Annotated in this window: 18 protein-coding genes; 3 read left to right on the forward strand and 15 right to left on the reverse strand. The window is 48.2% G+C overall.

The window, feature by feature from the left end; all coding sequences use genetic code 11:
* Positions 1–37 precede the first annotated feature (37 nt).
* The 5 genes from GZ78_RS09320 to rpoE all read right to left on the reverse strand — a co-directional run bounded on the left by GZ78_RS09320 (position 38) and on the right by rpoE (position 4470).
* Complete coding sequence (locus GZ78_RS09320; RefSeq protein WP_051785993.1) at positions 38–1459, reverse strand: DegQ family serine endoprotease; 1422 nt, start codon at positions 1457–1459, stop codon at positions 38–40.
* A gap of 74 nt (positions 1460–1533) precedes the next feature.
* Positions 1534–2013, reverse strand: a complete 480-nt coding sequence (locus tag GZ78_RS09325; protein WP_051785994.1) for a SoxR reducing system RseC family protein — start codon at positions 2011–2013, stop codon at positions 1534–1536.
* Positions 2010–3041 (reverse strand): MucB/RseB C-terminal domain-containing protein, encoded by a 1032-nt coding sequence (locus GZ78_RS27320; RefSeq protein WP_236631519.1) that lies wholly within the window; start codon positions 3039–3041, stop codon positions 2010–2012. Before GZ78_RS27320 ends, GZ78_RS09325 begins: the two co-directional genes overlap by 4 nt.
* Positions 3042–3060: 19 nt before the next feature.
* Positions 3061–3741: a sigma-E factor negative regulatory protein gene (locus tag GZ78_RS27325; RefSeq protein ID WP_161787353.1), complete on the reverse strand. Its 681-nt coding sequence runs from the start codon at positions 3739–3741 to the stop codon at positions 3061–3063.
* A 144-nt stretch (positions 3742–3885) separates the two neighbouring features.
* Positions 3886–4470, reverse strand: a complete 585-nt coding sequence (gene rpoE, locus GZ78_RS09340; RefSeq protein WP_034834972.1) for an RNA polymerase sigma factor RpoE — start codon at positions 4468–4470, stop codon at positions 3886–3888.
* A gap of 828 nt (positions 4471–5298) precedes the next feature.
* On the opposite strand from rpoE, the gene nadB reads away from it, so the two are divergent.
* Positions 5299–6927: an L-aspartate oxidase gene (nadB, locus tag GZ78_RS09350; RefSeq protein WP_034834977.1), complete on the forward strand. Its 1629-nt coding sequence runs from the start codon at positions 5299–5301 to the stop codon at positions 6925–6927.
* 26 nt (positions 6928–6953) lie between these two features.
* Here the strand turns inward: nadB and GZ78_RS09355 are convergent, their stop codons facing one another.
* The 4 genes from GZ78_RS09355 to GZ78_RS09370 form a co-directional block, all read right to left on the reverse strand.
* Entirely contained in the window at positions 6954–8252 is a 1299-nt protein-coding gene (locus GZ78_RS09355; RefSeq protein WP_034834979.1) for an MFS transporter, read from the reverse strand.
* Between the two features lie 190 nt (positions 8253–8442).
* Positions 8443–9315 (reverse strand): LuxR C-terminal-related transcriptional regulator, encoded by an 873-nt coding sequence (locus tag GZ78_RS27330; RefSeq protein WP_081869764.1) that lies wholly within the window; start codon positions 9313–9315, stop codon positions 8443–8445.
* 337 nt (positions 9316–9652) lie between these two features.
* Positions 9653–10096: a protein YgfX gene (locus tag GZ78_RS09365; RefSeq protein WP_152558638.1), complete on the reverse strand. Its 444-nt coding sequence runs from the start codon at positions 10094–10096 to the stop codon at positions 9653–9655.
* Positions 10077–10379 carry an FAD assembly factor SdhE gene (locus tag GZ78_RS09370; RefSeq protein ID WP_081869828.1) on the reverse strand — a complete coding sequence of 101 codons (303 nt, stop codon included), beginning with the start codon at positions 10377–10379 and terminating at the stop codon, positions 10077–10079. Before GZ78_RS09370 ends, GZ78_RS09365 begins: the two co-directional genes overlap by 20 nt.
* Positions 10380–10664: 285 nt before the next feature.
* Between GZ78_RS09370 and ygfZ the strand changes: the two genes are divergently transcribed.
* The gene (ygfZ, locus tag GZ78_RS09375) at positions 10665–11720 is read left to right on the forward strand and encodes a CAF17-like 4Fe-4S cluster assembly/insertion protein YgfZ (protein WP_051785998.1); all 1056 of its coding nucleotides are present in this window, start codon (positions 10665–10667) and stop codon (positions 11718–11720) included.
* Between the two features lie 114 nt (positions 11721–11834).
* On the opposite strand, the gene GZ78_RS09380 is transcribed toward ygfZ, so the two are convergent.
* The 6 genes from GZ78_RS09380 to GZ78_RS27335 all read right to left on the reverse strand — a co-directional run bounded on the left by GZ78_RS09380 (position 11835) and on the right by GZ78_RS27335 (position 22291).
* Positions 11835–12377, reverse strand: coding sequence for a hypothetical protein (locus GZ78_RS09380; RefSeq protein ID WP_034834983.1), 543 nt, complete (start codon positions 12375–12377; stop codon positions 11835–11837).
* A gap of 222 nt (positions 12378–12599) precedes the next feature.
* Entirely contained in the window at positions 12600–13364 is a 765-nt protein-coding gene (locus GZ78_RS09385; protein ID WP_034834985.1) for a hypothetical protein, read from the reverse strand.
* Positions 13354–13632 carry a putative HlyD family type I secretion protein gene (locus tag GZ78_RS09390; RefSeq protein ID WP_152558639.1) on the reverse strand — a complete coding sequence of 93 codons (279 nt, stop codon included), beginning with the start codon at positions 13630–13632 and terminating at the stop codon, positions 13354–13356. The genes GZ78_RS09385 and GZ78_RS09390 overlap by 11 nt, the downstream gene beginning before the upstream one ends.
* A gap of 72 nt (positions 13633–13704) precedes the next feature.
* The gene (locus tag GZ78_RS09395; protein WP_034834988.1) at positions 13705–14097 is read right to left on the reverse strand and encodes a cysteine peptidase family C39 domain-containing protein; all 393 of its coding nucleotides are present in this window, start codon (positions 14095–14097) and stop codon (positions 13705–13707) included.
* A 316-nt stretch (positions 14098–14413) separates the two neighbouring features.
* Entirely contained in the window at positions 14414–15739 is a 1326-nt protein-coding gene (gene ltrA / locus GZ78_RS09400) for a group II intron reverse transcriptase/maturase (protein WP_201772648.1), read from the reverse strand.
* 633 nt (positions 15740–16372) lie between these two features.
* Entirely contained in the window at positions 16373–22291 is a 5919-nt protein-coding gene (locus tag GZ78_RS27335) for a transporter substrate-binding domain-containing protein (protein WP_051786000.1), read from the reverse strand.
* A 137-nt stretch (positions 22292–22428) separates the two neighbouring features.
* On the opposite strand from GZ78_RS27335, the gene GZ78_RS09410 reads away from it, so the two are divergent.
* A complete protein-coding gene (locus GZ78_RS09410; RefSeq protein ID WP_034834990.1) occupies positions 22429–22713 on the forward strand; it encodes a hypothetical protein in 285 nt (94 codons plus the stop codon).
* The last annotated feature ends 103 nt before the right edge of the window (positions 22714–22816 follow it).

A 22816-nucleotide genomic window follows, 5' to 3' on the forward strand; every position in this document is an offset into this window, starting at 1 on the left:
AGCCTGCTGCCATGATCGGTAACAGGCTGCCTGCAAATTACTCAGCCAGACGGAAAGAGATGTATCCTGACTGCCCGCCTCGCAGCACCCTCATGGAGATAGAACGATCCTTGGGCAGACCCGAGACGACCTTATTGAAATCCTTGACGGACTCAACTCGATTGTTATTCAGATCGGTTACCACATCCCCCTGACGAAGACCTATTGAACGAGCTACACCAGAAATAACCCCGGTAACAACAACGCCTTTGACGTCCTGCTCAAGACGCAGTTTATTGCGATAGTCTTCATTCAACTCTTCCACCTGAATACCCAGACGGTTCTTCTTCATATCGGGCGACGTTGGACGCTCTGCGCGCTGCCTCTGTTCATCAGGCAACTCTCCAACCTCAACCTTGACGGACTTTTTCTTGCCATCGCGAATCAACTCCAGCGTCGCCTTGTCGCCTGGAGTAATGACGCCAATGGCCATAGGCAAACTACCCGATCTCATAATCTCGCGACCATTCACCCGGGTAATAATGTCGCCAGGATGCAGTTTGGCCTTATCAGCAGGACCACCAGGGACCACCTGACTGATCAGAGCACCCATCGGTTTTTCCAGACCAAAGGACTCTGCCAGATCACGATCTACTTCCTGGATAGCCACTCCGAGCCAAGCCCGGGTGACATAACCTTTTTCTTTCAGCTGCTCAACCGCCCACTCAACATGATCGGAAGGGATGGCAAAAGACAACCCCATGAACCCGCCAGAACGGGTAAATATCTGAGAGTTGATACCCACCACTTCACCTTTCATATTGAACAGTGGACCACCAGAGTTACCTGGATTGATAGGCACATCGGTTTGAATGAAGGGTACATAAGCATCACTGGGCAGACTTCTGTTCAGCGCACTGACAATACCCTTGGTGATGGAATATTCGAAGTTAAACGGAGAACCAATAGCAGCCACCCATTGGCCTGGCTTCACATCATCTGAATCTCCCATCTTCACGACAGGAAGCTTGCTGTTACTCTCGATTTTCAGCAGAGCCAAATCAGAGCGTTTATCGGCACCAATCAGCTCAGCAACCTTTTCACTGCGATCATGCAATCGCACCATAATTTTTTCTGCCCCTTCAACCACATGATTATTCGTCAGAATGTAACCATCCTTTGAGATGATAAATCCGGACCCTAACGACATAGGCTGAGGCTTGCCAGAAGGCGCCTCTGGCATAGGTACACCAAAGTAACGACGAAATATCTCCGGCAGTTCTTCACCACCCGGGCCATAGACCTGGCTGCGCCCCCGCTTCGGGGTTGATAGTGTACTGATATTGACTACAGCCGGCGAGGCATCCTCAAACAACCGGGAAAAGTCCGGAAGATCACTGGCCTGAACCAGTTGTACCGAAAGCAGCGAAAGACTCAGAAAATAAATAAAGTTCCTGAAGAGAAGGTTGACCCTGTTCATGAACCTGACTTCTCCTTACATCCTGTGGCCAGGAGCCCAGAATGGAGTATTGTGTGAATGAATGATTTGGACGATTAAGCGGACCAGGACTGACTGGTTGTTATTAACTCAGGTCCGACCACCTTCCGGGGCAGCACCTTAATCACTTTAACGCGACACATGTCGCTGGTTGATTGGCCCAGCATACGCACAGGTATAAACCCGGCAGCCAGGCCTGCCGTAGCAGACAAAGCGATAAGCAGTTCATTCCAGCCGACAGCACTGGCCAACCAGAGTGAACCCATCATACATATCAACGGCATAAGATAAACCAGAAGAGAAGCTCTCATCAGGGCACTTTCAGGGATACCAACCACCACCTGGTCGCTCTCTGCAACCAGGAAGTTATTGCTTGCCCGAATATAAGACTGCTGCTTGCTGGCCCGGTACTTCTCCAACAAATTCTGACCACAGCCATTACGTGCACTGCAACTGGAGCAGGTGCTTTTGCGAATAGTTTCTACCCACACAGCGTCCTGCTCAACGGCCACAACCCTGCCTTCTTCCTCAATCATTTATCTGCCTGCTGACTCTGTTCCCTGGGGCGAACTGAAACCGCGATTCTCTCGGCAGTACCCAGAGGAATCTCACCCAGGACAGTGACATGAAAATATTTTTCACCGTTACGAAACACTTTGGAAACTGCCGCCATAGAACCAATCTGCTCGGTTGCCTGACTCAATACCCGAGTTTCATCCGGCTCAACAAAAACTGAAAAACTCGCCAGACCATCAGAGAAGTTCAACGTATCAACCTTCTGATTGCTTACGGCTGAATTTCGACTGCTGTGACCTCTAGGCGAAAAACCTTCCGGCACCCAGCCTGCTTCCCAATTCCATTCAACTTTCTCTGGAACCGAGTCGCTGTTCAGTTTTACTACATTCTTGTCTGCTGATTCTGGCAGTTTACGCTTTAAACGCTCCAGCTCATCCCGGGTTAACTCCCCGGGAAACTCAAGGTGGGTGAACTGCATTCTCTCAATGATCCTGCCTTCACTGTCCACCATGACAGACTTGAGTAAAAGACCGGTTCGACGATCCAGCCATAACTGGTAGCCATACCGGAAACGATCTGTCGGCACTACCAGAAGCTGTACAGTCTCACGATCAGCTACCCGATCCAGAGCAGCGGGCTTCAGCTTATAATGCTTATCAAAGTGACCGGAGGTAAAACGACCCACCATGGGAACCAGAGACTCATGCTCAAATCTTGCTGGCTCTCTTCCGGCACTGGTGAAAGTAATATTGCTTCCCTGACGAACCATTTCTCTGGGCAGTCCATCAAGAAAGGCAATTCTTTCCAGTTCCTCTGACTTGCCATTTACTTTCTGAAGCGTATGCGTTACTGCCAGGGTTTCTAGGGTAGCACCCTGTTGGTAAACAAAGTGTCCGCGATAGGTAAGATTTTGAGTGGCCTGAATCATGGTTTCTAACCATTTATCAGGCGTATCGGCGGGTTCAGATGTCTGGCCGGCAGCAAAAGCCTGACCACACATAGCTGCCAGCATTACCAGCAGCAGTGGGAATAAGCGCCCCCTGTTCAATCGGATTCCTTTCATAAACTCATTGTGATTCAAATGTGGTCAAGCGTGCAAAAGGGAGAATTCCCTGCCCCGAATTCATGGCACTCATTTCAGCATGCTGAAGCGCATAAGCCCTGAAACGTTCTTTAGTTGCTCTGTCGGCAACACTCTGTGCCTGTGCCAGCTGCTCTGGAGTAATGCTGTCATGCTGGCGAGAGTTATAGCCCGCCTTAATGCCTGAAGCACCATAACCATTCTGAGCCACTTGCAGAGGCTGAGACAACGTTGTCTGATCATTGATAGTGGCTACCAAAGGTTCAGCATCCGGGCTGGTATTATAATTCTTCACACCCAGCAGCACAGCAAACGCTACAGAAGCAGCAACAGCCACACGACCGGCTTTTGACCACCATTGATCAACAACCGCCAGAACCCCCTGCCTGGAAACCGATACTGCTTCTGTCACAGAGTGCGGAGCTTCTGCTTCCAGCCTGTCTCGAATACCCGCCGACAGGTCAATGTTCATAAATTCATTGGATTCGTGCCGAAGCGCGTCCCCCATCATCTGATACCTGCGGGCTTTATCCCTCAGGTCTTCATCACTGCCGATATTATCCAGCACACGACGAAGCTCAAACTCTCCGGCCTCACCATCCATCGCTGCGGACAGTGATTCTTTTAACCTTTCCTGGGCATGATTGTGAGATGCTTTCTCACTCATAGGCATACCTCTGGTCATCCAGTCTGGCTGATACCTGATGCAAAAAGTATCAGCAGTTTCAGTCAATATTTACCCTGAAAATGATTCCCTCCAGGAGTGATGAAATCATTTTCCTTGCTCATGGCAATTACTGTCTGCCATCAGTCAGCCACGACGCAGCAGTGGCTCAACTTCTTTGTCAATCGCCTCTCTGGCCCGAAAAATCCTGGATCTTACGGTACCCACAGGGCAATCCATGACATTGGCAATTTCGTCATAGCTGAGCCCATCAAACTCTCTCAGCATGACAGCGGTTCGCAACTCATCCGGTAGACGACGGATCACATCGTGGATCACCTGCTCAATCTCATCCCGGTACAGATTCCGCTCAGGAGTATCAATCACCCTGAGAGCCGCTGCAGTATCCAGAAAGTCAGCATCATGAACATCAATGTCAGACTCCGGAACCTTACGCCCCTTGGAAACCAGATGATTCTTGGCAGTATTCACGGCAATCCGATACAACCAGGTGTAAAACGAACTGTCGCCACGAAACTTGTCGATCGCCCGGTAAGCCTTGATAAACGCTTCCTGGGCGACATCCTGCACTTCCTGATAGTCAGAAATATAACTGCCTACCAGACCCAGCACCCGGTGCTGATATTTAAGCACTAGCATATCGAAGGCCGCTTTATCGCCCTTCTGTACGCGTTCTACCAGCTGCTGATCTGCCTGTGGATGCTCTACCATAGAGGGGGTCTCCCGCTATTGCAGAAAATACACGGGCGAACAGGAAAGGAAGGAACAGATGCCATAGTAAGCCCACCATAAAGTTTATGGTGCCTTTTATGGCATTCTGGCTGACCAGAATCCCCCCCCTTCCACAGACACATGCCTGTGTTGCGAATTCTATCTGCTTCTATATAGACCATGTTGCGGCCAGAAAGTTCCCGAACTCATTCAAAAAAATTTCACAGTATCGGCTGAAAACTGATTCGGATCATCACAGCGTACTATAGTGCTCACCATAATTTCTATATACTTGATACCGATTTCTCAGTGTTTTATAACGCCGTACGTTGAGTCTGCTTCTAAACAGCCATGAGCGGAGACCTGATTACGCACCTTTCGGAACGCAATAATTTTCACTGTAAAGGCGAGTGATATTCTCCGTACAATCCATCGGCAACCTATGACGCAGCTTTAGATTGAAGTGAGTTTAAACGCCATCGTTCTGAGTTCCAGTTTCACCTGTAAAACGACCAGAATCACTTCATACTCATCAGGCTCGACAAGAACACCCGAAGAAACAACGATTTGCCATGAGCATAGAAAAACATTATGCAGTAACCACGCATACAAAAATGGTAAAACATAATATTTTTCACGATAAAAACACCTGAATGCCAACGACGTCGTTAGGCTTTCAGTAGAGGAAGCTGCACCACCTGGCCTGAACACTCACCCAACATGGATAGCATGTCTAACCGTGTTCATGATTATTTCCCGTTCTGAGCCAGTCGTGACAGATTCCTGATACAGACCCCGCAGTCTGTCATTAGAAGGACCAGGGAACATATGCACCCAACACTAGACTATGACGTAGTAATCATTGGCAGTGGCGCAGCCGGACTCACTCTGGCACTGCATCTGGACAGCCATCTGAGAGTGGCCATTCTCAGCAAGGGAGAGTTGACAGCGGGCTCATCCGCCGGCGCCCAGGGCGGTGTTGCAGCGGTTCTTGATACCCAGGAAGACAGCCTGGGCAAACACATAGAAGACACTCTGGTTGCTGGCGCAGGCCTTTGCCGCGAAAGCACCGTTAAGCACATTGTCGAGCAGGGTAATGCCAGCATCCAGTGGCTGATAGACCAGGGCGTTCCCTTTACCCGCGAACCAGAAGATGAAAAAAACTTTGATTTTCACCTGACCCGGGAAGGCGGGCACAGCGCCAGAAGAATCATACATGCGGCTGATGCCACCGGCAGGGCAATATCCAACACCTTGATCGACAAGGCCAGAAAACAACCCAATATTGACCTCTTTGAACACCATCTGGCCATCGATGTTGTTTCTACCAGCAAGCTGGGCCTGAATGAACAGAGATGTGTAGGCGTTTATGTTCTGGACATTCATTCTGACCAGGTGAAATTATTCCGGGGACGAGCGCATGCTATTGCCAGCGGCGGGGCCAGCAAAGCCTACCTTTTTACCAGCAATATCGACGGAGCCAGCGGAGACGGAATTGCCATGGCCTGGAGAGCGGGTTGCCGGGTTGCCAACCTCGAGTTCAACCAGTTTCACCCCACCTGCCTGTTTCACCCCAAGGCAAAATCCTTTCTGATATCTGAAGCCGTCAGAGGAGAAGGCGGGTTACTGGTTCGGCCGGACGGCACTCGCTTCATGGATGACTACGACCACCGGGGTGAACTGGCTCCCAGGGATATAGTCGCCAGAGCCATCGACCATGAAATGAAGAAGCTCGGTGCAGACTGCCTGTTTCTGGATATCAGCCACAAGCCCCGGGATTTCATTATTTCCCACTTCCCTAATATCTATGAACGTTGCCTGGAATATGGCATCGACATGACCCGGGAACCTCTTCCTATTGTCCCGGCAGCCCATTACACCTGCGGTGGTATTCTGGTCGACCTGAGCGGACAAACCGATGTCCCGGGGCTTTACGCGATCGGAGAGTGTTCATTTACCGGCCTGCATGGAGCCAACCGTCTCGCAAGCAACTCACTGCTGGAATGTTTTGTCAGCGCCAGAAGCTGTGCCGAAGATATTAATCGCACCATTGCCAACCAGCACCCCTGCCCCGTCATCCCCCCCTGGGATGACAGTCAGGTAACGGATTCTGATGAGAACGTTGTCATTGCTCATAACTGGGACGAACTCAGACGATTCATGTGGGACTATGTTGGTATTGTCAGAACCACCAAACGACTGCTTCGGGCCAGAAACCGCTCCAGGTTGCTGCAGCATGAAATTCACGATTTCTACAGCCATTTCAAAATCAGCAATGACCTGATTGAGCTGAGAAACCTATCCCAGGTGGCGGAGCTGATTATTGATTGCGCACTCTCTAGACAGGAATCCAGAGGGCTGCATTTCAACCTGGACTTTCCATTTACAAGGGAAGACAGCAAAGAGACTGTTCTGATACCAGAAAACTTTGCTCCAGAAAACGCCATCCAGTTTTAATGCTTAAGCACCGGGATTCACGGCTTTCATTGCAACGCCGTGGATTCCAGTTCCTTATTGACCGGCAAGGCATTTCGTCTTTGTTCAGGAGAAATAAGCAAAGCGCCCAGACATCCAGCCAGACCACTGACAATCAAATAAAAGGCCGGTGCTGCCTGCAGCTCAGTCACCTGAATCAGCCCCATGGAAATGACCGGACCAAAACCGACAAAGAACATGGCACCCACGTTATAAACAGAGGCCGTTCCGGTAAACCGGATACCGATCGGAAAGGCTGAAACCACCAGCAATAAAGCAATACCTTCAATACTTCCCCACAGAACAGCACCCAGCAGAGCTGTCACCAACAGATTGGCTTCGCCCGAGGCATACCAGTAAAACAACGGCCAGGCCGTCACAACAATCAGCAAGGATGACCCCAGCATCAAATAGCGCCGGTCTACCCGGTCAGCCAGCCAGCCCACCAACAGGCAGACGGGCACACCCGCAAACATACTCAGTCCGTTCGCCAATGCAACTTCTCTGGCCGGGTAATCGAGCAAGCGGGTAAGATAACCCGGAATAAATAGCACCAGGACCGTCACCGAAACCAGCACTGGCATCACCAACAACAACCCCGTCAGTATTTGCGCTTTGTAAGCCTTAAGCATGGTCAGCACAGGCACCCTTTCCACACCGCCAGAAGCGACAAGCTCTCTGAAAACCTCTGGCTCGGAAAATCGTCTTCTGATGATATAACTGACCGCTCCCAGCGAACCGCCCAGAATGAAAGGCACTCTCCACCCCCAATCCACTACCTGCTCCATGGTCAGAAGATGAATTAACACCCCATGTACAACGACGCCCAGCAGTATTCCCGCCAGCGACCCTGCGCCCAAAATACTGACAGCAAAACCTTGAGTACGGGCAGGTACCGTTTCATAGAGATAGGTAAAGGCACCCGAGAATTCTCCCGCGAAAGAAAAACCCTGTATAAAACGAAATAAAGCAAGCAGGACTGGCGCCATCAGCCCCAACTGAGCATAACCAGGCAATAAGCCAATCATCATTGTCGATAGAGCCATTAACAATATAGTGATGGTAAAACTGGCTTTACGGCTATGTCGATCTCCCCAGTGACTAAAGGCTATAGCGCCCAAAGGCCTTGAAAGATAACCCACGGCAAAAGTGATGAACGTATTAATGAGTGAGCTTGTACTATCCGAAGCAGGAAAGAAAACCAGGGAGATATATGCAACCAGATGTGCATAAACAGTAAAATCGTAGGCTTCAAGGAGTCCACCCAGGGATGTAATCGCTATCACCTTTCTCTGAGGCAAAGCCATATCTGTTACCTTTCTTATTGATGAATAACCTAATTTAAAAAGAATATTTACAAACGAACCTCTAACTCTGAGCCGCTTGTGAAATACCGCCGGAAAACAAAAGCTGCTGCGTCTCAACTAACTTGCTGACAGCAACAGCTTTGTTTGACCCGCTCAAGCAGAACTCTATCCCTTGATCTTGGATCGCCGATCAGTTCGCCATAATCATGGACAACTGCTTGAGCCGGAGGGTGGGAGGCAGGAAATCATGACAGCCCACTGAAATCGCAGCTTCTATCAGCTGGGCAATAGAGTGAACCTCAAACTTTTTTTTCAAATGCTCAATGTGGGAGCGAATAGTGTTCTCAGACAGTGACAGGATACCGGCAATCTGCTTGATCTGCTGATTACAGATCAGGAAAAACAACACTTCGGATTCGCGAGGACTCAGCTTGGGCATAGCCCCCACCCTGAAAGATGACTGACCACTGGCCCTGCAATCAAGCTTCATCAGGCAACGAATATTCATGGCTGCCTTCATCCAGGACTGAGTCACTGAATACCCATGACTGATAACACCGTCCACCTGGTTCAGGCGGTTATAGTGTGGCTTTTTCTTGGAGATGTAAGCGAACCAACCATTCCCGCCCGGATGAACATTCAGGACGGTGATCTCTTTCTTATCTTTAATACAAATATTGTTTTGTTCAACAATCTGGTCAGAGCAACGACTGAAAATAGGAGCAGGAATATCAGTAAATCGTTTACCACACACTTTGTAACGGTGGGGGATACCAAACAACCATGAGGAGTGCTCATTCAGGTAGAATGCTCTGGCATGACAGTCATGCACACCCCAAGCCTGCACCCGGTCATGTTCCATAAAATGCATGAAGTCACTGGAGAGCTCTGGAGCAGAAGGTACGTTATCGATACAGGTCATTTTTTTATCACAATCGGTATGACTCAATTCACAAGGCTTGCTCTTGCCTGCCATGGCTATTAATGATGAATTACTACTTTCAGAGTACTCTGTTTTACATGCCCAGAAATCTGGTACAAAGCAACATCCGTCCCAATCCATTCAGACGTAATTCAAGGCAAACCCAACCTACGAATGAACAAGAATAGACCAATATCGACCATGTCTGTTCGTACGATCATATTTTAAAAAAAAATGAACATGAGTACTATTTTACAGGGCTAAACAGGGCATATTGATAGCCATTTAAAGGAACAGCACTACCACAAAAGTACTCATACCAATCGTGCTTTCTAACTACCGTAATGAGCATGGCAAACTGGACGGCAGAACAAGGCGGAACGACGAGTAATAGCTAGCTATTGCGAAGAGTTCCAACGCAGGGCTGGTGTTCAGATTGCCAGCGCAATAACGTAGTTAGAGAGTACGATGGGTATCACTACTCTCTGCTCTTTCCCATTAATATCAAGCGCAGCCTCAGAGCATGAAGTGCTTCAGGATCGTCGGAGTCTTTGAAGAAATTCACCGAGTAGTTTCTTTCATCTTCACCTCGAAAACTGAGACACATTAACCACGGCAGCACTAACCATTCTCCTTTGGGCCAACAGGGCTGCCAGCCTGCCCGAGTTTCGATAAACCAGCGATGATTATGCCAGCGAACAGCAAGCACACTGGCACCAAGGCTCTTATTTAACCGCAACCGATAATAATGAATTGAATAGACAGTCAGAGCAGCCAATAAACAGAAGGAGTAAAGCCAATTAAGGGAAGTGCAAAGTAATGCCAGAACAGCAAGAAGATAACAGAACAAAGACAGCATGAAGTGGCGAACAGACGCTCCTGCCCGCACTTCAATCAGAGGATCACTGGACGCCGGGCGCACCCTTTAAACCATCGTGCAAACCATCGTGCAAACCACCACGGGCATGTTGCAGAACCTTGTCCACCAATCTGGCCAGGTCAGGTTCCTGAGGACGACTCTCTCCCATGAACCAGGCAAACAGGTCCGGATCTTCACAATCGATCAGTTTCAGATAGGCAGACTGATCTTCTTCAGACAACGCTTTAAACGCCTGATTGGTAAATGGTTCGAGCAGGACATCCAGCTCCAGCATACCGCGTCGACTGTGCCACTGCAGGCGTCTGAAATCATCAGCGCTCAACATTATCGGAATACTCCCTTGATTGAGTTCGATAAACCGGACCAGAACAGAAAGTCTTGATTCAGCGACAGGCATTATACGGTTTAGTTAGAGCCCTGAATACTCTATATTATGACGACTAACGTCCACCCGCTCTTATCGGTATCCATTGGCCTGCCAGCCAGGAATACTGAAGGGGCATCAGCTATCAGCCAGATCAAACAACCATGAGCGAAGCAAAACTTCTCAAGGTAAAACAGTAGACTGGCCTGCAGATATCTGAAACAAGAACATTGTAGAGTATTGATCATGACTACCGATCGGGAAGAAAGGTTCCAACAGTTTTTTACTGAGCGGGGCGCTCGTTATGAACAGGGCAAACTGCTTGGCTTCGGTGAGACCTCTGCCATGTCTGAACCGGAAAGCTCGATATTATCTGTTCTGGACCAGAAAGCATGTTTGGACATTTCTGGCCCGGATACACTGAAGTTTCTCCAGGGACAACTGACCTGCAATCTGGATACTCTTACTACAGACCAGTTTTCGGGGGGAGCAGCCTGCACGCCCAAAGGCAGAATGTTTACCAGCTTCACACTGCTCAATGCGGGTGAAAATCAATTCGTAATGGCTATGCATCAAGGGCTGGTTGAAACTACCAGAACAACCCTGGGTAAGTACGCTGTCTTTTATAAAACCGACCTGCTACCCGACCAGAAGTACGTCTGCCTTGGACTCTCGGGAAAAAATGCAGAACAGAAAATTGCCCACCTGTTTAATGACGTACCCGACGGCAACACTGCACTCAATATCAATCAGCAGGGCTGGCTTCTTAACGTTTCTGGAGCGATTACACGTTTTGAACTCTGGATTACCCTGGAACACCTTGAGTCACTCTGGGCTCCACTTACAGAAGCATTTTCTCCTACTGGACAGCAACACTGGCAAATGCTCAACTGCCTGTCGGTAGAAGCCAGCCTCTCGCCAGACACGATCGATAAATACATACCGCAACACCTGAACCTGCCTTCACTGAAAAGTGTCAGCTTCAGAAAAGGTTGCTATACCGGACAGGAAATCGTTGCCCGTATGCAAAACCTGGGGCAATTGAAAAGCCGCTGCTACCGCCTCAGTTCAGACCAGCAACTGACGCTAGAACCGGATACACGACTGTTCAACAGTGCAGGAAAAGCAATAGGCGAAGTCATTGAAAGCGTTCAATCCTCACAGGGCACTGAACTGATGGCAGTCATTCGAGTAGAAGCTGCCGAAGAGAATGATGCACGACTGGAAGGAGCAGAAGGACAAAAACTGCACTGCCATCCACTGCCTTACGAAGTTGACCCTAAACAGGAACTGCAATTTTAAACGTCACCGGGAGAGCATGCTCTCCCGATATGGCTCATTCCCAAGTGACTGAGGGTGGGAACGAGCCATGATTGATTTCAAATCAAGGTTCGTTTAGTGCTTTAATCCCAAACTTCATTGAACTAGAAACTCAAACCATTTCATTCTATTGCAAGTTACTTTTGGGGGTTTTGAAACAAAAATACTCGACTTAAAGTCTGAGAAATCCTTTTCTATACTCTTAATGTCAATTACAGCTGTATATTTACCTGGATCTAAATAGGCTCTTCCGACAATCAGTAAAAGTGGATCTGGCCCATACCTGTATCCAGATACAGCTCCACCGTAGTTTTTTACTGAAATAATTTCTTCACCAAAACTATGGTAAAGCGACATATCTATAATTGCGGAAAGTTTTATATCCTGAGCATGGCCAAAAAAACTTTGAATCGTCCTTTCTTCATTTTTAGATTCAAAAATAACTCCCAACTCATAGGTACAGTGATCACGAACATCAACTTCTACATATTTCACTCCTTTATTGAAGTCTATCTTTTTTGAAATAATTTGAAGCTTTGGAGTGTAGAGCGAAAGAGCTAGAAAACTGGCCAACAGGATACAGCAGAAAAACTTAATTAAACTGCTATAGTTTAGTTTTCTATCTTTCAAAATCTTCATTCTTACCCTCACTCATCGTTCCCTCAAACTCTCCTGCATAAACCTCAAAAGCGGACTCAGAAAATACTCAATTAACCGCCGCTGCCCCGTTTTTGATTTCCACCGTTACACTCATCCCAGGTGACAAATTTACTTTTCTCTTCTCTACCAACATTCAACCCTTCTCAATCTGAACACTGGCCAAGCATCTCATCCGTCAGTGAGTCATTCATTATGAGTTATCTACTCGCTTTTTTCCAACAACTCTGAATATTCCGAAAGCATATGCATCTTGAATAAAAAAGTGCACACTATAAAAGAAAAGAAAGAACCCAAGTTATATAATGTTAGAAATGAGGAATCAGAGTCTTCTACTCCTCCACATCTTATTGAACAAGACTCAGATGAAACCAAACTAAAATTAAAACCGTACAACAATCCCAAGCTAAAAATAACAATAACAAACTTCATCTTATGATCTATAACTGCTTTAGAGTACTTTCCTTGAGCAATATCTTTTTTTTGATTAGTTGAAAGACTTATAGAGTGAGAACAAATCATATATGAACTTAGAAAAGTCCATAAACCCACAAAAACAAAATTATGACGGACCTCTTCAATACGTCTATACAATTCCATACTTATCAGGTCATTCTCAGTTTTTGCCATCGCCGGAATAATAGTATTGACAACCTCTTCAGCAAATCTGAACGAAGAAATATATTTCAAATACATCTCATAGAAAGAAGCTCGAAAAATAATAATGAAAAAGTAGTAAAATATTGGAATACCTATCACACAATAATACAGCCAGCGCTCACGATAATTAAGAACACCTGTACTCCTTAAATGCGCTATCGCAATACACAGTACACAACACAATAGAACATAGATAACCACACTAACTGAATGCACTGTAAAACCTTTCAAAGAAAGGAATATAGCTAACATTACTACTGTGAATAGTATTACTTGATAGTATCTATTCAACACTCTCTTATCGCTCACAAACACTCTCCTGCTTAAACCTCAAAAGCGGACTCAAAAAATACTCAATCAACCGCAGCTGCCCCGTTTTTTTAATTTCCACCACCACACTCATTCCTGGCGACAGATTCACTTTCCTTTTCTCCACCAGCATCCAGTCTTTTTCTATCTGAACATGGGCTAAATATCTCAACCCCTGTTTTTCATCAGGAACAGCATCATTAGAAATATTGATCAATTCAACTGAAATCTGACCGTACTTGGTGAAGTTGAAGGTATCTATCTTCACTTCAGCTGTCGGACCTTGACTCGTTCCCACGCTCCAGCGTGGGAATGCATACCTGTACTCACTCAAGGTACTCTACTTCCAGACAGATCTGATAAGTCCTATCCTTTCTATGGTTTTTTTGTAGAAAAAATAATTGATCCGATTAAGTGAACTTGCATCAATTTCTTCCCATCTACTGCTCCGTGCAATCAGCCATGAGCTCCAACGCTGGGTCTGGGAATAACTATCGCTATGATGGGATAGAATGGGTAAAGGAAGATCCTGGAGTTTTTCGCTGTGGGTTTCTACTCGCCGGGCTTTTAGTTTTAAAAGCTTTGCCACACCGAGTATATCAATGGCTTCAATAGCCTTTGTTGAATCACCCAACTGATGCTTGATCTGCTCTGGCTGAGCGGCCACCCCATGAAAGCGGGCAAGCATAACCAGGCAGGTTACGGCTGAATCCGAACTGCGTACGCCATCCATCAGACGTCTACTCCCTGTTTTTTTTATTCCTTTAATGGCAGCTATTAAACGTCACTTACTGTTTATAACTCAAGAGAAACCGGTCACACTTTCAGATAAATGTATGAGCGGTTAAAGTTTGGAGATCAGGCATCTCATGGGGCGGTATGCATTCCCACGCGGGAGCATGGGAACGAGAAACTCCTTAGAAAAATATGCGAACGAGTCGTTTCGTGATAATTGTTCTGATAATGAAATCGGGATAGGGCGTAGCCTCACGGCTACGCTCCTCCCACAACACCACAGCATACGGGTCCGTACTGGGCGTTTCGGCCAGTTAAGCGGCCAACAATCTGATTAAACCTAACTTATCAAACCAACTATTGGGTAGCGCCATGTGTAACGCAGGACTCCGGCTCACTCGCCAATGTCCTTTTCCTGAAGCTACCGTTTGCCTTGTCAGTTTGTCACTGATTCCCTGCTTTCGCAGTTCCTTGTACCGCTTTGGGCTTCTCTTCCATTGATACCAGAGCAGACTTCGCAACCGCCTTCTTATCCAACAGTCAAAGTGTTCAAACTCTGTGCGGGTTTCTACTTCTCGGAAGTAGTTCTTCCATCCCTGCAAGTACCTGTTGAGTCCTTCCAGCCTCTGCTCAAGGGATCGACCTCCCTTTCGGGTTAGCTGTCTGATTTTATCCTTGAAGCGCTTGCCACTCTTTGTCGCAAGGGTTTTCCTGCCGTCTCGGGTAAAACTGTACCCCAGAAAGGGGCGCTTCCATGCCCGATCAACCGCGCTCTTTGTGTGATTGACTTTCAGTTTCATTTTACCCTCGATCAGCTTGACCAGACTGGCCATCACCCTTTCCCCTGCCTTCTTACTTTTAACAAACACACGACAGTCGTCAGCGTACCGAACAAATCGCAGACCTCGATTTTCGAGCGTTCTGTCAAGTTCGTCCAATACTATGTTTGAAAGTACAGGAGACAGGGGACCTCCCTGTGGCACACCCTCCGCTTGCGGTTTTACCAGCCCGTTTTCCATCACTCCGGACTTCAGGAATCGACGAATCAAACGCAATACATCCTTGTCCTCTATATGCTCTGCCAACTTTGCCATCAGTCGATCATGGTTGACCCGGTCGAAAAACTTCGACAAATCAATATCCACCACCCAGTTGTAACCATCCTTCATATACAACTGAGCCTGACTGATAGCCTGATGTGCAGACCTATAGGGCCTAAATCCGTAGCTGTAAGCCGAGAACCTTGGCTCCCACTCTGCCTGCAATACTTGTTGTATTGCCTGCTGCACCATTCGATCAAGAGCTGTTGGTATACCCAACTTTCGCTCTCCTCCGTCCGGCTTGGGAATCAGAACTCTTCTTACTGGAGTGGGTTTCCACAACCCTCTGCTCAAACACTGCCTCAGTTGACGACCATGCCCTTGTAAATACGTGAACAGGTCTTCCACTGTCATGCGGTCAATGCCTGCCGCTCCTTTGTTGCGTTTTACTCGCTGAAAGGCTTTCTTCAGATTATTGGGGTGGGCGATACGTGCCATCAAGCCTGTATCGCTTGCCGGGCTTTCGTAATCCTGTGATGCCGACACAACCTCAGCCCTCATAACGTCGCAGCCTCCGGTTCCGCCGTGACCACTTGGCATGAGTTCCAGTGTTTGCTGGATTTGTCTGCGTCCGGTGTATCGAATAACAGAAACTATTCACCACTCTGTACCGTTCAGGCCTTCACTGACATTCGCCAGCTACTATGCCGTCTGCTGACTTCTGTATGGCGATCAGACCACCTTACGATAGCCTCAGTCCGAAATATCAGACACCACACAGACCTCCCGAGGTAAGTCACACCGCCTTCGCCGCACAACCGCCAGATCTACTGCCTGAGTGTCCGGATGAGTATGGACTTCGTCATCATACGCTGACTCGTCCTCACGCAGACAGCCTCATATCTGATTTCTGTTCGTCGGCTCGCGGTTTTGCTCCACACTGCCTTCAGCCTGCACCTCACGATACAAACCTTGTGCTTCGCTAGTCCTTCGCCCTCATCTGGCTGGACAGGGGACTTTCACCCCCAAGCTGTGTGACATGCTCGGCACACGTATGCATTCCCACGCTGGAGCGTGGGAACGAGAACCGGATTTGTCCCAAAATAACTTCCCGATTTTCAACCGGATTCCGTTCGCACTGAGCTTGTCGAAGTGCATTACCTACATCCTTCGACAGGCTCAGAATGAACGGAGTAGACTCCTCCGTTCTTCTTTAGACTGAAAGCTCTCTACTTAAAGCTCTACTTCTGACTGAATATCTTCAAGAATCCGCTCGGCCTCTTCAAAATCATAGGACCTCATACTCCTCTGAAGTCCTTCCAGTTTTTGTTTTTCAGCTTTGCCTGCCAGTCCACCCACCAGTTCTGATAATGACTCGGTAGCGGAAACATCACCTTCCTGAAGCTGGGTAATCATTGCACTCATGAGATAAGACAAGCGCTCTGTCTCAACCATGCCCTCACCGATCAGCTCTTCTTCTGTATCTTTTTCAACGAGGTGTTTCAAACTCTCCATCACCTCGTTGAAAGCATGCTCAAAGCTATCTACCAGCTCTTTTGAAGGTAACTCGTCCTGAGTTCTCAGAGCGGCCTCCAGTCGGGCCGCCGTGATCTGCAATTGTTCTGCTCCCAGACTGCCACCAGCCCCTTTGACGCCATGAACAACAAAGCGGGAACCTTGCCAGTCACGCTTATCAAGACAGTCAAACAGCTTTTGTAAATCTCCTTTCTGATCCAGATAGAAATTCACCAGCAGTTGTCGGTACAGACCAATATTCCCTCTCACTCGACTAAGACCGTTATGGAAATGGATCCCTTCCAGCTGTTCAAGATCTTCTGAAAACTCCAGTGGTTCTTCGCTCCTGGCAGGCAATAATTCCACTGACCTGCCTTCTCCCTGCACATCCAACCAACGACCCACCATCTCTTGCAGTTCAGAGGGATTCAATGGTTTGGAGATATGATCATTCATACCTACCTGCAGGCAACGTTCACGGTCACCCGTCATGGCGTGAGCGGTCATAGCAATAATCGGCAAGTCATTATTACCAAGATTACGTCGTATGACTCGTGTCGCTTGGTAGCCATCCATCTGAGGCATCTGGATATCCATAAAGACCAGATCGAAGGTGCGGGACTCCAGAATATCGACAGCTTCCTGACCATTATCTGCCAGCGTCACTGTCAAGCCCATTCCTTCCAGTAGTTCCCGTGCAACCTGCTGGTTAATTTCATTATCTTCCACCAGCAGGATATCGCCATTAAACGTCTCTTTTTTGGCAATACTGTCCACACCTTTACTGCTTCCTCCAGTGCTTTTGTAGTCCAGCGTCCGGAGAATCGTTTCAATTAGCACAGAACTGCTAGCCGGTTTAATCAGGAAAGCATCCACCCGACCCGAAGCCCTGGCCATTACTTCTTCACGACCATAGGCTGAGACCATGATTAATGCAGGCATGGGCGCCAGGTTAAGTGATCTGATCTGGTCTGCCAGTTCAATACCGTCCGTATCTGGCATTCTCCAATCCAGGAGGGTCACAGCAACCGGGTTGTCTGAATCAAGATTATTCTTTTTCAGAATTCTCAAAGCGGTTTCGCTGTCTTCGGCTTCCAACGTTTCACAGCCAAAACTATTCAGCTGACTAACCAGTATCTGTCGTGCTTCTTCGGTGTCATCAACAATCAACACCCTGGTACCTGCCAGAGCCTGATCTGTCAGGCCAATGGATTCTCCCAGCCCCAGTTCAACGTCAAAACGGAAGGTACTGCCGCGATCAATTTCAGACTCTACTTCAATGTCACCGCTCATCATATTGACCAGACTGCGGCAGATTGCCAGCCCAAGACCCGTACCGCCAAATTTGCGGGTGGTTGATCCATCCACCTGAGAGAATGATTCAAATAATCTGGCCTGATGCTCAGGGCTGATCCCTATCCCGGTATCTTGCACTTCAAAACAGATTCTGGCTGTTTTCGAGTTAAGCGATAACAGCTTGACCGATATCCGGACAGCACCATCATGGGTAAACTTCACGGCGTTGTGGGTCAGATTGATCAATACCTGTCCGAGGCGCAATGGGTCTCCCTGAAGGTGGCGGGGAACATCCGGCGCAATATCATAATTAAGCTCAATCCCTTTCTCTTCTGCCCTGACATTTGTAATGTCATAGACATTGTCAAAAACATCGCCCAGGTCAAAATCAATGGTTTCCATATTGAGCTTGCCAGCTTCAATTCTTGAGAAATCAAGGATGTCATTGATAATTCCCAGCAAGGCATGGGCAGAGGACTGAATCTTGGTGACATAATCCTGCTGCTTGTTGGACATAGCCGTCTGTAAAACCAGATGACTCAGACCAATAATGGCATTCATCGGGGTACGGATTTCATGGCTCATGTTCGCCAGGAAGTTACTCTTGGCCTGATTGGCCTGATCTGCAGCTTCCTTGGCTTTGTGAAGTGTTTCCTCTGCATGCTTGCGATCAGTAATGTCCCGACCCGTTGCAAACAGATAACCTTCTCCTTCGTACTCCATGTAGTTGGCCGTGATTTCAACCGGAAAAACCCGGCCATCATGGGTTTTGCGCAAGGTTTCATAGGTCATGGCCTTACGCATAGTCAGTTGATCCCAGAGTCGCTCCCAGGAGGTTTCTGTTACCGCCGGATTAATATCCATAATACTGAGTTCCATCACCTGGTCGGTGCTGTAACCCAGGGCACGGCTGGCAGATTCGTTAACATATTTATGACTACCGTCATGACGGAACCAGTGAATGTGGTCAGCGGCTCTGTCCAGAGTAAAGCGCGCCATGGAAAGCTCACGCTCGCGCTCCTTCTGCTCAGTGATATCCACCATGATGCCTACCGCACGCAGCGGGTGACCACGACTGTCCCTGAAAACGACCTTGCCCTTATTCCTGACGGTGGCATAGCTGCCGTCTTTTCGTCTCATTCGATACTCATAGACGAAGGCTTCATCCGAATAGGCAAACTGGTCATTAAAGAAATCAACCGTGTCAATCTTGTCATCGGAGTGGATCAGTCGCCGCCAGGCTCCCGGTGTATTCACCAGCTCCCCTGCTTCGTAGCCCAGCATACTTTGGTATCTGGGACTGAAGTAGATGCGTTCATTGGCCACATCCCAGTCCCAGAGACCATCGGAAGCGGCATCCATTGCCAGTTGATAACGCTCTTCACTGGATCGGAGGGCATCTTCAGACAACTGTCGTGAACGAGCAACTGCCACCAGCTCACTGGCTCTTCGCAGGAGATCCATCTCATCACTCAACAACTCGTCTTCGGTCCGACGGTTGAGAAAGACCACGCCACCAATTTCTTCACCAAATAAAGACATTGCGACATGAATACCGGTCACGACCCCTTCCCGGCAAAGACTGGCTAATGACTGACGGCTTGCTAACAGACCAGCATCAACCTGCAGGTTCAGTGCAGCAATCCCTTCTTCTGAAGCCGGGTTTTCCTGCATCAATACATCCCTGAGCAGCTCATTCAGATCGCCGACTTCAACCGATTCCTGGTTGGACCAGCAGTGCTCAATGGCAGAATGTCCTTCCACCCTTGAATAGACCAGAGCCACGTCATAACTCATAAAGACGGCCAGCTTACGAAGGAAGTACTGAACAGCTTCCTCAAGCGGCTTATTCATGAATTTTCTGGAAATATCACTGAGCAGTCGGTCCAGGTCTGAGCGGGCTTTCAACTCTTCTTCAGCTCGCTCACGTTCACCGATTTCCAGAGTCAGCCTTCGGTTCCAGTAAATGATCAGAATCAACGTTACCAGAACCAGCAAAAGCCCGATGAACAACTCTTTATTAGGCTGCCAGCTCAACTCGGTAATCGACACCCAGCGACTGTTAATCTGACTTTTTTCAGCCTCACTCAGGCTGTCTACTGTTTTCTGAAGGATGGAGCCAAGCATAGGCCAGTCGTTGCGACTGCCAAGGGCATATTCATATTCAAAACCGGCCTCGCCGACCACATGAAGATTGGTCACTTTAAGACGGTCAAGCTCAAAGCTGGAAGCCGCAATATTGGCAATAACTGCGTCCAGAGCACCGCTGGAAACCCGGTTGATACCGCTGCTCAAACTGGGTACCGGCTTGAAATGGATACCCGGGTTTTTCGCCCTGAAATATTCTAAAGAAGCACTGCCCGGTACATAACCGACGTTTCGTCCCCTCAGGTCACGAATATTTTCAATGGTTTTATCGGAGGTTCTGGCCAAAATGACCGACGGAACTTTAAACAGCGGGCTGGTAAAGTCCAGATAACGGCTGCGTTCATCGGTCTTCTGTACCATGCCCAACACATCGGTTTCATGCCGATAAGATCGCCCCAGTGACTCAGTCCAGATTTTGGAAGGGTTAAGGCTGAAGGTGACGCCCAGGCGATTCTCCAGAAGACGGATATAATCGATGGCAATGCCCTGATAATTCCCCTCTTCATCCTGAAAAAGAAACGGAGGGTTATCCGTCTGCACATCAATCCGAATAATATGATTAAGGCCCAGCCAGCGGCGTTCCTCTTCTGTCAGATTGACGTTGGTGACTCCCTTGCCAAAGTACCGGTTGTCACTGTTTACAATCCAGCTTTCTTCAATGGTTCGGTACTCTTCCGGTGAGATATCCCCCAGCCCTTTGTTCACCAGAGTGACCAGGTCATTACTTCTATCTGCAGCGACGCCAGCCCCAATCGCCTCATTCATATTGAAGTATTTACTGCTGCTGACTTCTCCAATCAACCCCAGAACACCCAAGGCAGATTCGACCACCACAGGCTCACCCATGAATGCGTCAACATCGCCTTTAAAGAGACTTTGAATCAGCTCGGTAACATTATTACGGGTGACCAGCATGACGCCCGGAAGCCACTTGTTCACAAACTCTTCGTGACTCGAATCGGTCACTACTCCCAGCTTTCTGCCTTCCAGTTCAGTGCCCAGATCATTCAAAGACTGGCTGCTTCGGTAGTAAATTCGGGAGTTGATGCCATAAAAAGGATTGGACATTCGCATCCATTCGCTTCGGGCACGGGAGGGAGAAATACTGCCGAGAATATCGGCTTTGCCACTCTTCAGTGCTTGAATGGTCTCAGCTCTGTCCCCCATTCTGAAGCGGATAGATGTCCCGGTTTTCTCAGACCACTTCTGCCAGACATCCACGTACATGCCGGCCGGTTTACCCAAAGCATTCACAAAAGACAGGGGGGCCGATGCCGTTTCCAAGGCAACCACCAGCTTGCCCGAGGTATTTCTGCCGTGTCCCAGCCAGCGTTCGAACACCCGACTCTTTCGATCTTCCGGTATCATTTCCATACCGCTTTCGATCAAAGAACCCAGAGCTGAACGTTTGCTGTTCACTCCGGCAACCAGCGAAACCGTTGGATCTAGCGGAGATTCATAAGGCGAGTAGTCAGAACTGATCCCCCTGCTTTCGAGGTAATAGCCCAGTACATCAGCATTGCCGGCAAACAGCTTAACCTTCTTGGAAGCGATGTCATCAATCATCAGCCGCTGGTTGTCATACTCCTTCAGACTGACACCAGGCAATAGCTTGACGATTTTATCTTTAAGAGACCCTTTACCGAGAATGGCAATCTGATTTTCTGAGAGCAGCTCACCAATTGGCTTTGATGAAATATCGTTACGGATAAACAGAGCCCTTTGACTCTGAAGGATTTCACGGGTCAGAACCCCTTTTTCAACCACCTCGTCTGCAGGCCCCAGCAAAGCGACCACATCGATTTCATTCTTTTTGAGGCGGTCGATAGCCTGCTTGCGTGCCATCGGATAGAACTGGACGGGCACGCCCACCTGGTCTGACCACTCCCGCCAAAGATCCAGAATCAAGCCGTCGGGCTCACCAGCATCATTGGTGAACGTCCAGGGCAATGAATCCTGGGTATAGGCAATCTTTAAAGGCTTGTAGTAATTGGCACCGGACTTGGGCTTTGTGTCTTCAGCCCATGTAGACAAAGACAGAGACAAAGCCCAGAAAAAAAGCAGGCTAAAGAAGAAGAAAATCAGGCCACGTTTTCTTTTTATTGTGAAAACAGACTCATGACCGGAAGCTGTCAGGGCTTTCTCCGGTTCAGGACTGTTTTCACGCTCAAGGCTGTTTAGAGCGTATGACATAAGAGCTCGTTCTGGATCTATACAAGGCTTAGCACGGGCATTTTACCCTGAATCATCAGGTATGCCACTGAGGGAAATACGCAATTTCACACACAAGAACCTAGAATAAGTAAAGGAACCCCCATTCTGGATAAATAATGGATATCGAAAAACAATCCCAGCAAAGCCTCGATGAGAGCAAGAGCAGTATTCTAGAGGCTCAGAACCTGATGGACAAAATGGCCGCTCTGCGAGGAAAACTGAACATCAAGGATGGCGCAGGTCGGCGTTATCTGCAAAGAATCAAACCCAATGAAGCCAGCCTGAAAGCCGCAGAGAAAGAAATTGTCAGCCAATATAACAGCAAAAGCAGCAATCCAGACCAAAAGAAAAAGAAGCACAAAAACCTCATGAATGCCCTGCACAGACACGGAAGAGCGTAGCTAACAGGACAGGTCAGTCCTCATCACATGTGTGGAAATGGGTATAAATTATTATCTTTTTTGTCTCAGGGCCTGTCGTAACCCTCATTTCTGTTGACATCCC

It is taken from the genome of Endozoicomonas numazuensis, from assembly GCF_000722635.1.
Classification (GTDB): domain Bacteria; phylum Pseudomonadota; class Gammaproteobacteria; order Pseudomonadales; family Endozoicomonadaceae; genus Endozoicomonas_A; species Endozoicomonas_A numazuensis.

What these genes read in the sequence shown, in the direction of transcription:
- GZ78_RS09320 (WP_051785993.1), bottom strand. Translation starts at nt 1,459, where the DNA reads ATGAACAGGGTCAACCTTCTCTTCAGGAACTTTATTTATTTTCTGAGT.
- GZ78_RS09325 (WP_051785994.1), bottom strand. Translation starts at nt 2,013, where the DNA reads ATGATTGAGGAAGAAGGCAGGGTTGTGGCCGTTGAGCAGGACGCTGTG.
- GZ78_RS27325 (WP_161787353.1), bottom strand. Translation starts at nt 3,741, where the DNA reads ATGAGTGAGAAAGCATCTCACAATCATGCCCAGGAAAGGTTAAAAGAA.
- rpoE (WP_034834972.1), bottom strand. Translation starts at nt 4,470, where the DNA reads ATGGTAGAGCATCCACAGGCAGATCAGCAGCTGGTAGAACGCGTACAG.
- nadB (WP_034834977.1), top strand. Translation starts at nt 5,299, where the DNA reads ATGCACCCAACACTAGACTATGACGTAGTAATCATTGGCAGTGGCGCA.
- GZ78_RS09355 (WP_034834979.1), bottom strand. Translation starts at nt 8,252, where the DNA reads ATGGCTTTGCCTCAGAGAAAGGTGATAGCGATTACATCCCTGGGTGGA.
- GZ78_RS27330 (WP_081869764.1), bottom strand. Translation starts at nt 9,315, where the DNA reads ATGGATTGGGACGGATGTTGCTTTGTACCAGATTTCTGGGCATGTAAA.
- GZ78_RS09370 (WP_081869828.1), bottom strand. Translation starts at nt 10,379, where the DNA reads ATGTTGAGCGCTGATGATTTCAGACGCCTGCAGTGGCACAGTCGACGC.
- ygfZ (WP_051785998.1), top strand. Translation starts at nt 10,665, where the DNA reads ATGACTACCGATCGGGAAGAAAGGTTCCAACAGTTTTTTACTGAGCGG.
- GZ78_RS09380 (WP_034834983.1), bottom strand. Translation starts at nt 12,377, where the DNA reads ATGAAGATTTTGAAAGATAGAAAACTAAACTATAGCAGTTTAATTAAG.
- GZ78_RS09395 (WP_034834988.1), bottom strand. Translation starts at nt 14,097, where the DNA reads ATGGATGGCGTACGCAGTTCGGATTCAGCCGTAACCTGCCTGGTTATG.
- ltrA (WP_201772648.1), bottom strand. Translation starts at nt 15,739, where the DNA reads ATGCCAAGTGGTCACGGCGGAACCGGAGGCTGCGACGTTATGAGGGCT.
- GZ78_RS27335 (WP_051786000.1), bottom strand. Translation starts at nt 22,291, where the DNA reads ATGTCATACGCTCTAAACAGCCTTGAGCGTGAAAACAGTCCTGAACCG.
- GZ78_RS09410 (WP_034834990.1), top strand. Translation starts at nt 22,429, where the DNA reads ATGGATATCGAAAAACAATCCCAGCAAAGCCTCGATGAGAGCAAGAGC.